Here is a 16,322-nt window from a genome sequence, read left to right as displayed (position 1 = left end):
AGATTTATAAGTATAAGTTTTACAAAGACTTTTGTCAACTTTTTCCTATATATAATTTTATTTATTCTAAATTAAGTTTTTTATTTAATATATAAACTGTACCAGCAAATAAAAGACCTATTATAATAATACTAATTATAAACATATAATTTGATCCATTTGCTGATAGTTTGCTCACTTGAGAAATACCTGATTCATAATCAAAATCGATTGGCATATGTGAAATTATTGAATTATTTACATTCCCTATAATTACATTAATTATAAAAAATGTTGCAAGTGCTACTATATTTCTATGTTTATTAAACTTAGGTAACTGCCCTACTGATAGTGATAAATATATTTGTAAAATAAATGTTGAGTATGCAAGAAATAACCCTGCAGATATAATAAAAATTAAACTTCTAAATTCTGGTTGGCTTGATAATCCATTCCAAATTTCATTAAAAGCTAAAGTTATTTCAGAAATATTCATTGCATTGAATATAATCATAAAAGATAAAAGTGCTACTAAACCACTTAAAATAGTAAATATTAATGATGCTAAATATTTTGAAATTATAATACTACTAGTCTTAACTGGCAAAGTAAACATTAAATAACCTTCATCCCCTAAAAGATTTTTTCTAAATCTTTGTATTGCTATAATTATACTTAATACATATAAAGCTACAAAAAGTCCTATTAATACTGTTGTCATTATAAACTGCATTTGGAATAATTCACTTCCACCAAAAAGTCTATTTAAAAATGACATAGCTATTATTGCTATATATATTGGAATAAATATTCTTATATAAGCTTTAAGTTCATATTTTAATAATTTTCCTAACATTTAAATTCCTCCCTAAATAAGGCATCTATAGATTTACCTTTTTCTTCTCTAATACTTTCTACATCCCCTTGAAGTACTATATTTCCATCATATATAAATATTACTTCATCACATATATTTTCAATTTCACTAATTAAATGAGTCGCAATTAATAAAGTACTATCCTCACAGAAATTAGCTAAAATAGTTTTAAGAATATAACTTCTAGCTGCTGGATCAACTCCGCCAATTGGCTCATCTAATACATATAAACTTGCCTTTCTTGACATAACTAATATTAACTGTACTTTTTCTTTAGTCCCTTTTGACATAGTCTTAAGTTTTTCATTTTTATCAATATTTAAGCTTTCAAGCATATCATAAGCTTTATTAACATCAAAGTCTTCATAAAAATCTTCAAAGAATTTAATAATATCAGTAACCTTCATCCAATCATTAAGATAAGTTCTTTCTGGAAGGTAAGATACTGTTTTTTTAGTTTCAACAGATGGTTCAATTCCATTTACTAAAACTATTCCATCATTTGGTGTTAATAATCCATTTATAAGTTTTATCATAGTACTTTTACCATTTCCATTTGGTCCTAAAAGACCTATTATCTTTCCTTTTTTCAAGTTTAAATTTATACCTTTTAAAACTTCTTTTTTACCATAGCTTTTGTGTACATTCTTAAATTCTACAATACTATTCACTATATTCCCTCCCTTAAATTCTCCGTTACAAGGTCTATAATTTCTCCATTATTATATCCAAGTTTTACTAGAGTATCTTTTAATTCTTTTATTCTTAAATTTGCTACTTCTTCTCTCATGTCTTTAATTTTTTCTTCATCATCAGTTACAAACCTTCCACTAGTTCGTTTACTATAAACTAATCCTTCTCTTTCAAGTTCTGATAATGCTTTTTGCATAGTGTTTGGATTTACTTCAGCTTCTTGTGCCATGAGCCTTACTGGATCTAGTTTAGAACCTACTTGTAATTCACCTGATATTATACTTAGTTTTAGTTGTTCTACTAACTGTATATATATCGGCTTATTATTATCTATTTCCCATTCCATTTTTCCACCACCTCATTGTATTAATATAATAGTACAATAGTACAAAAAAAATTGCAATAATTTTTTTATAAAATAAAAATTCACTTCATTAATATATAAAAAAGCTATGTTAAATAACATAGCTTTTTTATATATTAATCTAAAGTTACATTCTCTATAGCTAAATTTTTATAGAAATTAGTATCAGCTAATGACATATACGGAATTAACCATAAAAATCCTATTCCAAGTGTTATTACTGAAAGTATACCCCAACCTAAAAAGCTTAACTGTAGAACAAAGTATTTCCACTTATTACCTTTCATTATTTTTATACTTAAGCTCATAGCTTCTAATAATCCTAAACCATCTTTTTCAATTATAATATAAGGTACCTGTGCTACTGCAAAAGTGAATATTATAAATGCTATATACATTAAACATATTAAAATTATTCCTACTACATTTGCAATTGTTATTCCATCACCATAAAATACTGAGGCTGCAATTATCCCAGTTGATGCAAATACAGATATAAATCCTATTATCATTGAAATTATTCCTATTATAACAGTATAACCTAATGCTTTTAGTAATTTATTAGATGGTACTAAAACATCTTTAAATAAAGCGTTTCCATCCTTTTTCAAAAATTCTAAATAAAAATTAGGTAATCCTATAGTTGCCCATACGGAAATTGCCCATACCACTACAAATGTTATTATGATAGTTGGTAAAGACTGTGCTTCTTCCTGAAATAAGCTAGCTATAATTGTTACTATTAAATATGCTAATGTTAATAGTACTGGAGTTTTCCAATGTCCTTTAAGTTGGCTTTTTGTAAGTTCTTTTAATTCTATTCTGTTCATGTAACAACCTCCTTTAATAATATATATATTATTCATTGTGTAATTATGTGCCTTAGTAAAATTTTATTATTCGAGCTTAATAACAAAAGATATAAAATTTACTTTATAATTAAATAATCAAAAAAGAATTGCCTTCAAATGATTAAACCATTTAAAGGCAATTCTTTAAATTAATACCTAGAACCAATTAAGTTGGCACGTTTCATATTTATTTTTATAGCTATCTATAATATCTTCCATTTTGTATAAAATATTGTATTTATTACACTCTAATTCAAATAAATCTCTTAATTTTTTAGATTTAATGGATTCGTATTCATATCTATCTCCATAAATTTCAATATACTTATTTACTATATCTTTAGAAAATATAGTTCTTAATTTATCATAATAATATTCTCTTTGATTTTGTCTAAGAGTTACTCCCATACCATAGGAAAAAATAAATTTAGCCCCACATTCATAAGCTTTTCTTACTATTTCCTTTACATTTTCTTCACTGTCATTTATAAATGGTAGTATCGGCATTAATAATATTCCTGTAAATATACCATTTTCACTTAGTTTTTTTATTGCTTCAAAGCGTTTCGATGAAGTAACAACATGTGGTTCAATTTGTTTACATAAATTATCGTCATAAGTTGTAATAGTAATCTTTACTAAAACAGGTGAATGTTTTTGAATTTCTTTTAATATCTCTATATCTCTTGTGATTAAATTACTTTTAGTTGCAATCGATACTCCAAATTTAAAGTCATTTATAAGTTTTAAAGCGTCTCTAGTAAGCATATATTTTGCTTCAAATGGATTATAAGGATCACTCATTGCTCCAGTTCCTATAACACCTTTTTTTCTTTTACCTTTTAATTCTTTTTTAATCATTTCTATTGAGTTTTCTTTAATTCTAACTCTATCAAAATCTATGATCTGATAACAACTACTTCGAGAATCACAATAAATACATCCATGTGGACACCCTTTATATATATTCATATTGTAATTTATAGAAAACCAAGGATTATTTTCTATATAATTAGAAATTATAGATTTTGCTTTTATAAACTCCATTTTAGTATCCTCCACGTTTTATGCATTATAACTTATTTGTATAAAATTTAATTATTAATAATATCTGATTTAATATTTTCTGTCCCTGGAATTGTAAATATAATAGATATAATCCCACATACTATCATAAGCATTGGATAAAACATATAAGGTACAATAGTAAATGGAGATACTCCTGCAAGAGATGATGCAACTAATAGTTGTCCTCCATATGGTATTATTCCTTGAAACGCACTAGAAAATATATCTAATAAACTAGCGCTTTTTCTAGGGTCGATATCAAATTCATCAGAAATTTCTTTTGCAATAGGTCCTACCATAATTATAGATATAGTATTATTAGCTGTACAGATATCTGCTAAACTAACAAGAGCTGCTATTCCAAATTCTGCACCTTTTTTATTTTTTATTTTACTTTTAGTAAATGAAAGTAACCACTCTATTCCGCCATTTACCTTTATAAGTTCCACTAATCCTCCTATAACTATTGATATCATAGCTAGATTTTGCATGCCTACCATACCTTCAAAACTGACTTCAAATAATCCCCCTATATTAAATGATTCAGTTATAATTCCGATTAATCCACTAATTAATATTCCACTAGTTAAAACCACAAAAACATTTACACCTAATAATGCCATTAATAAAACTAAAATATATGGAATTATTTTTATTAATGAATAAGATGTATCTCCACTTATATTTCCACTTCCCGAACCTATAACTATAAATATAATAGCTGTTAATATTGCTGCTGGAAGTACTATTTTAAAGTTAGTTTTAAACTTATCTTTCATATTACAATTTTGAGTATTAGCTGCTGCTATAGTTGTATCCGATATCATCGATAAATTATCTCCAAACATAGCTCCACCGATTATAGCTCCTAAGCAAAGAGTTAATCCTATTGAAGTTTTATCTGAAATCCCTACAGCAATAGGTACAAGAGCTACTACTGTTCCTGTTGATGTTCCCATAGATGTTGATACAAAACATGATACTAAGAACATTCCTACTACCAAAAGGTTTGGTGGCAATATTGACATTCCAAAATTAACTGTTGATTCTACTCCTCCCATAGCTTTTGTAACTGAACCAAATGCACCTGCTAATAAAAATATTACACACATTAACATAACATTAGAATTTCCTGCTCCATTAGTAAATACTTCTAGCTTTGTATTTAAATCTCTTTTATTATCTATTAATATTGCTACACCAACTGATATAAAAAATCCAACCAAAATAGGCATTTTAGAAAAATCTCCTGTTATTAATGCTGTGGATACAAATAATAGTATAAAAACTGCTAATGGTGCTAATGCTACTGGATTTCCACTTATTTTCTTATTCATACAATACCCCCTGTTATATTTTTAGATTCTAATAAAAAATTCGCTTTGCTCATGTCGCCAACGACCTAAAAACCAGGTCCATTGCTCAAGTTTAGATGATATCAAATTGTAACTTATCAACAAAACAGATAAATTATAATTTACTTATAATTAAAATAATTAAAAAAAGCTTAAGTATAAACTTAAGCTTTTTAGCGAATTTATACTTATCTTTCAGCTTTGTGCTGCAGGATTTAGCACCATTGCATATTTAATATGCTGGTTGCCGGGTTTCAAAGGGCCAGTCCCTCCACCTCTCTAAATAAGTTTATTTATTTGTTATAGTAATCTAATAAATATAAGGTGTCAATTATAAAAAATAAATGATATATAATATTTATTTTTTATAATATTTAAAACTTTGTATAAATATATTACTAATTATATGTCCATACTATTTAATATTTCTTTAAGAGCTTTTAGTTCATCAACTGTAAAAGTTAATCCTTTACCCATCTTCTCGTGTTCTTCATCCCATTCTCTTATATCATATTTAGCTTTATTATTATTCCAGCTAACTAAGTTTAGCTCCTTTTTCCATCCTTTTGATGATTCTGAAATAACTCCATATTCATACTCTATATCAAATTTAATATTTGCCATATTTATATCTCCTTTATACTTAGTTTGTATTTTGAGCTGCTAATTTATATTGGTTTTCTCCTATTTTTTCAATATCAACTATAACAAACTTATCTTTAACCCAATTATCACTAGACTTAATTCCGTTTCCAGTTGTAAAGTAGTCAACATATCCATCAACTGACTGTATATCATAGTTCATACTAACTCTAAAATCGCCATTCTCTAAACCACTTTTAAAAGTAACATTTTTTACCTTATAATTTTTTAATATATTAATATATTCTCCAGATTCTACTTTAATATTTCCATAATCGTATGCTAAAAGGATTTCAAATAACTTTTTAGCTATCTTTTTTTTATCAGTCTCTGAAGTTTCTATTACACTTGTGTGGTTTCCTATTTTTAAACGTCCTTCTCCTATATTATCATAGCTTTCCTTGCTTAATAGATCCTTCCACAAATTTAAATCTTGTGGTAATTTTCTTAAATCAGTTTTTATAACTTCTTCTATTTGACTTCTATTGTAAGTGTATATAACACCATGTTCTTCTCCTAGCTTTATATTAACTATATCAAGATTATCAACTAATGCAAATAATATAACTGAATTAGTATAAAGTAAATTTGTTATATTATTTTCTTTATATTCATTACCTAATTTATAATTAACAGTAATTTCATAAGGCTGTTTGTCTGTTTGCAAACTAAAACCATCCTTTGAATTATTTCCCGGCAAATACTCTAAAATATTTGAAATTTTAGAAGAGTTACCTATTTTTGTACCTTTAAATTTTGATAATTCATTTAAATCAATACTACTTTCTTTCTTTATATCTTTATTAACTTTAATATTCAAATTCTCTTTAGATTCACAACCTACTAGACCTATTGCACTTGTTATTATCATAATTGAAGTAATTATGCTAGCTATTTTCTTCATATATCGTCTCCTTATCTTCTATGTAGTATACATTTTAGTAAAATTTTTCGAATATAAGAATAATTTTTAATTGCTCTTCTAAATTAAATCCTAAATTTCCCATATATCTAATTATACCATTATGTTTTGAGTTATTATCATCAAGTTGAATTTATCTATCACTTATATGCTTTTATTTCTAACTTCTAATTTAACCAATCTCCTCAATGCTATAGATAAATTTCATATATCTTTCAAATATGATATGTATGAAAGTATAGACTCTATAAATAAAAAAATCAATATTATCAACATTATTGTAACTTTATCTTCATATTATAACTATAATTAACAAGAATTCTTAGGTAATACTATATTAATAAATAAAAAAAGAAGGCCCAAGCCTTCTTCTTTTATTTATTATTTTTTACTAATGTTACTTTTGAATTATCTAATCCATCTATTATAAAATCAAATTCATCTAATTTTTCATATTGACTAACATCAAAAGTGATAGAAACATAATCTTTTCCATCTTTACTCTCCATCCATCCTGGCCTTTCACTTCTGTATTCTTTACCATTTTTATCTACTAATTTTGCATTTAACATTATAAGTTCATCTATCGGCTCATTAACCACAAAATCTATCTTTATTCCAGTTGCAAATCCTTTTGCTTCAATTATTTCTACTTTTTCATTTTTATCTTTAGCTACATAACTTACTTCTTTATTATTTATAATAAAATCATTAAAATCTAATTTTAAATCCCAATTCCCTTCTATGTTTGATATCTTATTAGTTTGTATTCTAAGTCCTTTTATATCGCCTAGTGAACCTTGTGATGAAGTAAACACACACCAAAAATATACTTCATTTTCATTTAATCTGCTTACATCTATATCTTCATCAGCACCTGAAGTCAAATGATATTCATTTCCATCTTCATCAGTTAATGGAGGAGACATTATACCATCTTTTCCATATGTTTGAAGTATCCTTCCTTTATCATCAGTTATAGTAAAATGATTCATTATACTTTTATTTTTAGTTTCTGGATTTTTGAACTTTTTTAATTCATTTGTATCCTTTGAACTTAACTTAAATTTAATATTTATAATAGTAGGGTCAGCTACTAAATCTACTACTTCTAACCTTATTCCATTACTTTCACTAAATACGCCTTCTGCTTTTTGTTCATATCCATTTTCTTTTGCACTTTGAACTCCTCTATATCTTCCTTCAAATAATACTTTATTAATATTCGCTAATACTGGTTTTCCGAAACTTAAACCTCCTATAACAACCATCGCTACCGCAGCTGCTGTTTTTTTATTTATATATTTTTTCTTAGCTTTTATATTTTCTTTTTCCATATCTTTTATCATATTAAATGCATCCTCTTTTTTATTTATTATGCTTTGTGGTATATATTCTTCTTTATTTAAGTTTTCTTTTATTAATTTATCTAAATCATTTTGCATTTATAATCCCTCCTTCTTTATTATTTAGCAAAAAATTTTTAAGCTGTTTTTTCCCCCTAGAAATTCTAGATTTTATTGTGTTTTCATTTTCATTTAAAATTTCACTTATTTCTCTAGAATTAAATCCTTCGACATAATATAGATTAAGTACTAATTTATAATCCTTATTTAATTTTTCAAAAGCTTCATCAAATTCTAATTTATCATGTGTTTGGTCACTATAGCCTTCTTCCTTATAACTGTCTATAAATATAATATTTTTATTGTTTCTTATAATATCATTGCACTTATTAATTAAAATTCTTGTAATCCAGGTTTTAAAATATGTAGTTTGTTTTAGAGTATGAATACTTTTATAAGCGGATATTATTGTTTCTTGTATTGCATCACCTATGTCTTCTTCATTATGAAGTATTGCTTTAGCCGCTTTATACATAGAAATTTCGTGTTTATTAATCAAACTTATAAAAGCTTCACTATCTCCTTTCATCGCTTTTTTTACTAAAAATTCCATTTTATCCTCCATTTTGTTATCTTTTACAATCATTAGACGTACGTTTTATTTAATTAGTTGCATATATTATTATTTTTTTATATTATTTTTAAATCTATAAAAAATAGTAGTTACTAAAAAGTAACTACTATTTTAACATGTATTATGCTTTAGTTTTATTTTAATTAATATATTCTTCTATTTCACTTGTTATATCTTTTATATCTACTATTTTATTTTTATATGTAATTTTCATCTTTATATAATTAAGTTTATTTTTGTAATCTTTTTTAGGTATTTCTACTTTGTATCCTTTATCTTGCCAAGTAGTCCCATCTATATCATTTTGTTTTTCTTCATAGTATTCGCATTTATAAGTTTTTTCACTTTCACCTATTCCAAGTATTATATCCATAGATTTTATCTCTTGATTACCTCCATCTTTTTTATTAGATTCATAATAATTTCCATCATTATCTACATACATATTATTTAAATTTACATATATACTTAATTTTTCTCCATCTACATCATTATCTTCTCCATAACTAATTGATGGAGGATATGGAATAAACTCATATTTATCTAAATCAGTTATATCTCCACTTTCAGATATGCTACCTTTTGTTATTACTTTATATTTATATTCTGAACCTATATTATACTCCATAACTCCTGTATATGATAAATTCCCATCTTCAGCTAAACTAATCTCAGTCCATTTATCTGATTTATCTTCTTTATACATAAAATATACTTTAGAATCATTACTCAATCTACTTAAATCTACTCTTATATTTAGTATATATTTATCATTTTCTACTTTATCTAGTTTAAAGTTTACATCTTTTGTAAGATGTGTTTTAGCTAATTCTTCATTTAATGTACTTTGAACCTTTAGACTTACATTATTAATTAAATCCATAGCCTGGCTATGATTTCCAAATGTTGTATTCGATAAATCTTCTACTTTTTTGTTCATTATTAATATAACCATAAACTGGTATATTAAAGCTATAATTACTAATGATATAACCCCTATCTTTAAATATTTTTCCATAAATCCTTCTCCCTCATATAAAATTCATCCCAAATATATAGTATCATAACTCATAAATATTAAATATAAACATATAATTACAATTAATATCTATATTTATAATACTTATATGACCAGTCCATTCCAAGAACAGGCATTATCATATTAGCTGTTTCTTTATCTTATGGATCTAGATAAATATTTGCTTGATTTTCAACAAATGTATCCATCATTGTATAAAATCCTCTAGATCCTACCCATCCACCAACTGACATTAATAATTTTACATCACTAAATTCTTTTTTCATTACTTGTAATAAATTAAAATGACCTTTATATGGTAAACTTTCATCTAATTAATAGAAATACTATAATCAATACATTTCCCATATATATTCATTTTAAACATATATATTTAATCCTTTATTTTTTACAAATTATTCTAAAACGTTTTAGATATAATAAAAAAGAGATATATTAAAATAATTTTAATATATCTCTTTCACTAAATTATATTTTTATTAGGCTTTTTTATTTATTGGTTTTTTAAGTATTCCAAGAAGTAACATTCCAACCACTGAACCTGCTATTATTGCTATTATATATCCTACTGGATTTGATACAACTGGTATTACAAATATTCCACCATGTGGTGCACGAAGACCTACATTAAATATCATACTTAAAGCTCCTGCAACTCCTGAACCTACAATACATGCTGGTAATACATGAAGTGGATCAGCTGCTGCAAATGGTATTGCACCTTCTGTTATAAAAGATAATCCCATAACATAGTTTACTTTTCCTGACTCTCTTTCTTCTTTTGTAAATCTATTTTTAAAAAATGTTGTAGCTAAACCTATTGCTAGTGGAGGAACCATACCTCCAGCCATAACAGCTGCCATTATTTCATATTGCCCTGATTCAAGTGCTGCTATACCAAATACATACGCTGCCTTATTTATTGGCCCACCCATATCTGCTGCCATCATAGCTGCAACTAATATACCTAATAATATTTTAGAACTAGCTCCTAAACTCATTAAGAAGTTTTGAATTGAAGTATTAATTGCCGCCACAGGAGGTATTACTATAAATGTCATTATTACAGATATTAATAGTGTACCAAACAATGGGAATATAAGAACTGGTTTTATGCCATCAAGTGATTGTGGTAAACCTGAGAATAATTTTTTAAGCCCTAAGACTAAGTATCCTGCTATAAAACCTGCAAGTAAAGCACCTAAAAATCCTGAACCACCATCTCTTGCAATAACTCCTCCTATAAAACCTGAGACAAAAGCTGGTCTATCTCCTATAGAATAAGCAATATATCCTGCAAGTATTGGTAACATAAAGCTAAATGCAAGATCACCTATACCTTTTAAGTATGCTGCTAACGGTGTATTTGATCCAAAGTGTTTAGGATCTATTGTATAATCATCAAATAAGAAAGCAAGTGCTATAAGTATACCACCAGCTACAACAAATGGTAGCATATTAGATACACCATTCATTAAATGCTTATATATTTTTCTAAATGTTGTTTCATCTTCATCAAAACTAGAAGTAGACCCTCCTGAACCACTATGATTATAAATTGGTGCATCACCTTTTGATGCTCGCTCTATTAATTCATCTGCTTTGTGTATTCCATTAGCAACCTTAGTTATTATAACCTTTTTACCATTAAATCTTGCCATTTCAACATTTTTATCAGCTGCTACTATTATACATTCTGCATTTTCTATTTCCTCAGGTGTTAATATATTTTTAGCCCCAGCTGAACCATTTGTCTCTACTTTTATAGAAACACCTTTTTTCTCACCCATTTTATTTAAGCTCTCTGCCGCCATAAATGTATGTGCAATCCCTGTTGGACAAGCCGTAACTGCAAGTACTTTTGGGTAACCTGCTTCTTTAGATACTACTTCTTCAACATATTCATCAGCAAATTTTTCTCTTTCTTTATCATCTATTAATTTAATAAACTCATCTACTGAAGATGCATTTATTAAATTATTTCTAAATTCTTCATCCATAAGTATAGTAGATAATCTTGATAATACTTCTAAATGTGTATCATTAGCACCTTCTGGAGCAGCTATCATAAATATTAAATGTGATAAACTACCGTCAAAAGATTCATAATCAACTCCAACTTTAGAAACTGCTGCTGCAAGCGCTGCCTTTTTTACAGCTTTTGATTTAGCATGAGGTATTGCTACACCTTCACCTATTCCTGTCGTACTTAAGTTTTCACGAGCAATTATTGCTTCTTTATATTCTTCTTTATTAGATAAGTTGTTTCCATTATTCATTAAATCAACCATTGTATCAATAGTTTTTAACTTATTTTCACATGGCAAGTCTAGTTTGACACAACTTTTATTAATTAAGTCAGTTATTTTCATATTATATTATTATCTCCTTTACTATAATTTCACTTAAAAGGCTTTCTATAAATTCTCTTTTAGCTAAGTCACTACAAAATGCGGTTGCACTACCACAAGCTGTACCTAATTTTAAGGCTTCTTCATAACTATTAGTACTTATATATCCAGAAACGAATCCTGCTACCATTGAGTCTCCAGCTCCAACTGAATTTATAACTTTTCCTTTGGCAACATTACTTATAAAGACTCTATTTTCTTCTGTAACTAGTATTGCACCATCTTTTCCCATAGATACTAATACATTTTTAGCACCCATATCCTTTAACTTTCTAGCATAAAGTGCTACATCTTCATTTGATTTTAGCTTTACATTAAACATTTCTTCTAATTCATGATTATTTGGCTTTATTAAAAATGGTCTATGTTTTAATACATTTAAAAGTAAATCTTTAGTTGCATCAACTACTACCTTAACGTATTTATTTTCTAATCTTTTCATTATATTCTCATATAAATTTTCATTAAGTGTTTTAGGTATGCTTCCTGATAAAACTAATACGTCACCTTCATTTAATTTATCTATTTTTTCATATAGTTGATTTAACTTTTCATCATTTATATGAGGACCTTGTCCATTTATCTCTGTTTCTTCATTACTTTTTATTTTTACATTTATTCTTGTAAATCCATTTTCTAAATCTATAAAATCAGTTTCAAGTCCTTTTTCATTAAGAGCATCTTTTATAAAAGCTCCACTAAATCCACTTATAAAACCTAGAGCTGTACTTTCATATCCTAACTCTTTAAGTACACCTGATACATTTATTCCTTTTCCTCCAGGATATACATTTTCCCTACTTATTCTATTTACACTTCCTGTTTTTAAATTATCTAACATTATTACATAATCTATTGCAGGGTTTAATGTCACTGTATAAATCATATGCTACACCTCTTTCTTAATTTTTAAGAAATATTATATTATTATAATACTTAGAAAACATTTTCCGTGAAAGTCAAAAAATTTCCCTTAATCAAAAGAGAAATTTATCTTTATTACTTAAACATATTTACAAACTTTTCGAAACTTCCATTTTCACATATACTAACAACTTTTGCAATTGAATCGACTCTTTTGTATATAGTAGAAAATAATTCTTCATAATCTAAAACTGTTTCAGGATTAACTGCTAGAATTATAACCAGCCTTACTTTTGATAATTCCCAGTTTATTGGACTTTTAAGTATTCCTATTGCTATTTTATTATTATATATTGTTCCATTTGCACCATGTGGAATAGCTACCATGTTTCCAATTTCAGTAGTTGCTATTTTCTCTCTTTCAAAGAATGAATTTTTCATATCACTATCTATATGACCTAGTTTTATTAATTTATTTGACATAAAATCGATAACGTCTTCTTTACTTTTAAAATCTAAATTTGTAAAAAATAGTTCTTTGTCAAATATATTTTTAACATTAATATCTACATATATATTTTCTGTTTCTATATATTTTTCAATAATTTTAATCTCTTTATCACTTAGCAGTGGAGATATGTTTATAACTGGTATGGATTCAATGTTTATAGGAACCGTTGATATTATAAAATCCACTTCCATAGCATTTATATAATCTACTAAATAAGCAGGTATAATCTTTAAAATTTCAAGCTTTTCTCTAAATATATTTTCAAGCTTTGATTTTATAAGCATAGATGTTCCTATACCTGAAGTGCATACTATTATAGTTTTAAAAGTCTTTTTTTCATTCTTATATGATGCTCTTTCAAGTGCACCACCTACATGTATAGCTATATTTGCTATTTCATTTTCATTTATTTCTATATCTAAATCTTTTTCTATAGTTTTCTTGGCTATTTTTGCTAATTCAAATGCAAATGGATATTTTATTTTTATATCTAATGTCTTTATATCATAACTTTCTATTCCTAGCTTTATCTTTTTATATAAACTATTTATATGATTGTATAAACAATCCTTAAATATCTCATCATCTTTTATATTAATAGATGTTGCTAGTTTTAAATTTTCACAAAACTCATTTATAGCATTTTTTATTATATCTTTATTTTTATCATTATTTATTACTAGATTTCTCTTATTTTTATAATCATTTATGTAGTTTTTTATAAATCCTTCATTATTATAATTTCCTCTACTTAAATACAGTAGTATATGATTAATTATATTTTTAAATTCTGTATCTAGTAATATTAGTTTCTCATTATTTAAGTTATTTAATACAATTTTTTTTATTATAAATATATTATTTTTTACTTCATCACTTAAAAATTCATTTAAATTAAGTTCATTATCAGATTTTATGCATAAGTCTATTATGCACTTTATTATATTTTCCTCAATTCTCTCTATATATATTCCTTGCTTATGTTTTGTTAATATTTCAATATTATATTTAGCTAATACTTTTTTAACGTCTTTTAAATCATTCTTAATAGTAGAAGTGCTTACATACATTAAATCTGCTAAATCTTCAATTCTTATAGCATTACTTTCCTTTGAACTTAGAATTAATAATGTTTTTATTATATAATGAACTCTGTCTATATCATTATAAGTATCACTGTTAATGTTTATATCTTCAACACTACCTTCTAACTTATATCCAACTCCTCTTATTGATAAAATCTGAGCATTTTTAAGTTCTTTATTTAATAATTTTATTTCACTTTGAATGGTTTTAGTAGAACATCCGATTTCTTGACTAAGCGCTATGCTACTTACTGGCTGATCTGAATTCAAAAGAATATTTATTATATTTAATGCTCTTGAGTTAATATTTGTCATAATCAATTAAGCCCCTTCTTATTTACTTTAATATAATTTTATATACCCTAAAATTTTATTTTTATTATAATACATTATCATAATCTATACTTAAATAAAAAAATAGCCTAGAATTTTTTATTCTAGGCTATTTTTTTAAACCTCAACACATAATTTCATATTATTTTCATAGCTACAAACAAGACATTTTAAAATACTTACCATGTACTCTATTGCACCTTTAATATAAACTATTGATGAAGTTGTCATTATAGTTGATATTACTGAAACAAAAAAATATAAATTTCTAGCATCATAATCTTCCTCCAACTATTTAAAACTTTATATAGTTTATGACATTATACTTTATTTATTTCTTCTTATAATTAACTTATATATTAATGTAATTAAACTTAATCCAATAATTGCTCCTAAAGAATCAATTAAAACATCTTGAATCATTCCTGCTCTACCTGGAATAAATAACTGATGTATTTCATCAGTTATTGAATATAAAAATGTTATTAAAAAACCATAAATAAAAGATTTTTTTATATGTGACTTATGAGCATATACCATTATAAAGCTTAATACAGCTAACATTGCATAAGATATCATATGTGCAGATTTTCTTATTATAAAAGATGCGCCTTTTGATTTATATAATATATGTAAAATATTTCCTAATACACTATCTTCTGATATTTTATCTAAAGCATGTATAACTTTGTTTGATTGAATTGTAGATACTGTCGCAGGTTGGTTTGAAAAATAAAATATAACCCCCATCCAAAGTATAACTAATACTATTGATATCTTTTTCATAGTGAACTCCATTTCTAAATTAATACTAATTTTTATTTCATGTTTTTGATATATTATAGCATAAATCTATTTTTATAAAAAATTTTTAATTGATAATTTTTTCTTAGAATTAAATTTAATCTCTTAGGCAAACTAAAAAGGTAATTAATATTACAATAAATTTAAAAGGAGATTTATATAATGGAATCTAATCATAAACATTTACTAGATGGATCTTTAGCTCAATATAATGATGCTGCAGTTCCAAAAATACCTGTATTTGCAGGAGAAGACATGACATCTGAAGTTTATTACTTCAAACCAGGTCAAGTACTTAAAATGCACAAACATCCAAATGGAGAACAAATATTTTTCTTCTTAAAAGGCCATGGTAAAATGACTGTTGGAGATAAATCTCATGATGTATGCGTAGGATGTACTTTATTTATAAAACGTGATGAATGGCATGAAATAACAAACAGCAACGATGAAGAAATGGTAGCTGTTCAAGTTACTAAAGTTGATGCTGGTGCAGAGTATAAATAAGAATGATGTAAATTTATATAATTTAAAAAGGTATTAC

At 25.9% G+C, this 16,322-nt stretch carries 18 protein-coding genes and 1 riboswitch; of the genes, 1 reads left to right on the top strand and 17 read right to left on the bottom strand.

What is annotated here, in order from left to right:
- Positions 1 to 61 precede the first annotated feature (61 nt).
- From JNUCC81_RS07115 to JNUCC81_RS07035, 17 genes are all read right to left on the bottom strand, one after another.
- Positions 62 to 835, bottom strand: coding sequence for an ABC transporter permease (locus tag JNUCC81_RS07115; protein ID WP_454095944.1), 774 nt, complete (start codon positions 833 to 835; stop codon positions 62 to 64).
- Positions 829 to 1,527 (bottom strand): ABC transporter ATP-binding protein, encoded by a 699-nt coding sequence (locus tag JNUCC81_RS07110; protein ID WP_208334383.1) that lies wholly within the window; start codon positions 1,525 to 1,527, stop codon positions 829 to 831. The genes JNUCC81_RS07115 and JNUCC81_RS07110 overlap by 7 nt, the downstream gene beginning before the upstream one ends.
- Positions 1,527 to 1,895 carry a GntR family transcriptional regulator gene (locus JNUCC81_RS07105; RefSeq protein WP_042273227.1) on the bottom strand — a complete coding sequence of 123 codons (369 nt, stop codon included), beginning with the start codon at positions 1,893 to 1,895 and terminating at the stop codon, positions 1,527 to 1,529. The genes JNUCC81_RS07110 and JNUCC81_RS07105 overlap by 1 nt, the downstream gene beginning before the upstream one ends.
- A gap of 134 nt (positions 1,896 to 2,029) precedes the next feature.
- Positions 2,030 to 2,743: a DUF975 family protein gene (locus JNUCC81_RS07100; protein ID WP_454095943.1), complete on the bottom strand. Its 714-nt coding sequence runs from the start codon at positions 2,741 to 2,743 to the stop codon at positions 2,030 to 2,032.
- A gap of 177 nt (positions 2,744 to 2,920) precedes the next feature.
- Positions 2,921 to 3,811: a radical SAM protein gene (locus tag JNUCC81_RS07095; RefSeq protein ID WP_454095942.1), complete on the bottom strand. Its 891-nt coding sequence runs from the start codon at positions 3,809 to 3,811 to the stop codon at positions 2,921 to 2,923.
- Between the two features lie 47 nt (positions 3,812 to 3,858).
- Entirely contained in the window at positions 3,859 to 5,169 is a 1,311-nt protein-coding gene (locus JNUCC81_RS07090) for a Na+/H+ antiporter NhaC family protein (RefSeq protein WP_454095941.1), read from the bottom strand.
- Between the two features lie 203 nt (positions 5,170 to 5,372).
- Positions 5,373 to 5,477, bottom strand: a riboswitch (SAM riboswitch).
- A 112-nt stretch (positions 5,478 to 5,589) separates the two neighbouring features.
- Entirely contained in the window at positions 5,590 to 5,811 is a 222-nt protein-coding gene (locus JNUCC81_RS07085; protein ID WP_208334380.1) for a YdbC family protein, read from the bottom strand.
- Between the two features lie 19 nt (positions 5,812 to 5,830).
- Positions 5,831 to 6,733, bottom strand: coding sequence for a DUF4825 domain-containing protein (locus tag JNUCC81_RS07080; RefSeq protein ID WP_454095940.1), 903 nt, complete (start codon positions 6,731 to 6,733; stop codon positions 5,831 to 5,833).
- A gap of 392 nt (positions 6,734 to 7,125) precedes the next feature.
- Positions 7,126 to 8,196: a DUF4179 domain-containing protein gene (locus JNUCC81_RS07075; protein WP_454095939.1), complete on the bottom strand. Its 1,071-nt coding sequence runs from the start codon at positions 8,194 to 8,196 to the stop codon at positions 7,126 to 7,128.
- A complete protein-coding gene (locus JNUCC81_RS07070) occupies positions 8,186 to 8,710 on the bottom strand; it encodes an RNA polymerase sigma factor (protein ID WP_454095938.1) in 525 nt (174 codons plus the stop codon). The genes JNUCC81_RS07075 and JNUCC81_RS07070 overlap by 11 nt, the downstream gene beginning before the upstream one ends.
- Positions 8,711 to 8,870: 160 nt before the next feature.
- A complete protein-coding gene (locus JNUCC81_RS07065; RefSeq protein WP_454095937.1) occupies positions 8,871 to 9,749 on the bottom strand; it encodes a hypothetical protein in 879 nt (292 codons plus the stop codon).
- A gap of 161 nt (positions 9,750 to 9,910) precedes the next feature.
- Complete coding sequence (locus JNUCC81_RS07060) at positions 9,911 to 10,036, bottom strand: hypothetical protein (RefSeq protein WP_454095936.1); 126 nt, start codon at positions 10,034 to 10,036, stop codon at positions 9,911 to 9,913.
- A 213-nt stretch (positions 10,037 to 10,249) separates the two neighbouring features.
- A complete protein-coding gene (locus JNUCC81_RS07055) occupies positions 10,250 to 12,142 on the bottom strand; it encodes a PTS fructose transporter subunit IIABC (RefSeq protein WP_454095935.1) in 1,893 nt (630 codons plus the stop codon).
- Between the two features lies 1 nt (position 12,143).
- The gene (gene pfkB / locus JNUCC81_RS07050; RefSeq protein ID WP_454095934.1) at positions 12,144 to 13,067 is read right to left on the bottom strand and encodes a 1-phosphofructokinase; all 924 of its coding nucleotides are present in this window, start codon (positions 13,065 to 13,067) and stop codon (positions 12,144 to 12,146) included.
- A gap of 113 nt (positions 13,068 to 13,180) precedes the next feature.
- Complete coding sequence (locus JNUCC81_RS07045; protein WP_454095933.1) at positions 13,181 to 14,956, bottom strand: BglG family transcription antiterminator; 1,776 nt, start codon at positions 14,954 to 14,956, stop codon at positions 13,181 to 13,183.
- A gap of 135 nt (positions 14,957 to 15,091) precedes the next feature.
- Entirely contained in the window at positions 15,092 to 15,265 is a 174-nt protein-coding gene (locus tag JNUCC81_RS07040; protein WP_454095932.1) for a hypothetical protein, read from the bottom strand.
- Positions 15,266 to 15,301: 36 nt separating this feature from the next.
- Positions 15,302 to 15,760 (bottom strand): VanZ family protein, encoded by a 459-nt coding sequence (locus JNUCC81_RS07035; protein ID WP_454095931.1) that lies wholly within the window; start codon positions 15,758 to 15,760, stop codon positions 15,302 to 15,304.
- A 180-nt stretch (positions 15,761 to 15,940) separates the two neighbouring features.
- Between JNUCC81_RS07035 and JNUCC81_RS07030 the strand changes: the two genes are divergently transcribed.
- Positions 15,941 to 16,285 carry a cupin domain-containing protein gene (locus JNUCC81_RS07030; protein WP_208333610.1) on the top strand — a complete coding sequence of 115 codons (345 nt, stop codon included), beginning with the start codon at positions 15,941 to 15,943 and terminating at the stop codon, positions 16,283 to 16,285.
- Positions 16,286 to 16,322 lie beyond the last annotated feature (37 nt).

Source organism: Faecalimicrobium sp. JNUCC 81, assembly GCF_053667625.1.
Note: the sequence above shows the minus strand (reverse complement) of the source record. Positions and strands in the feature narration are given on the sequence as shown.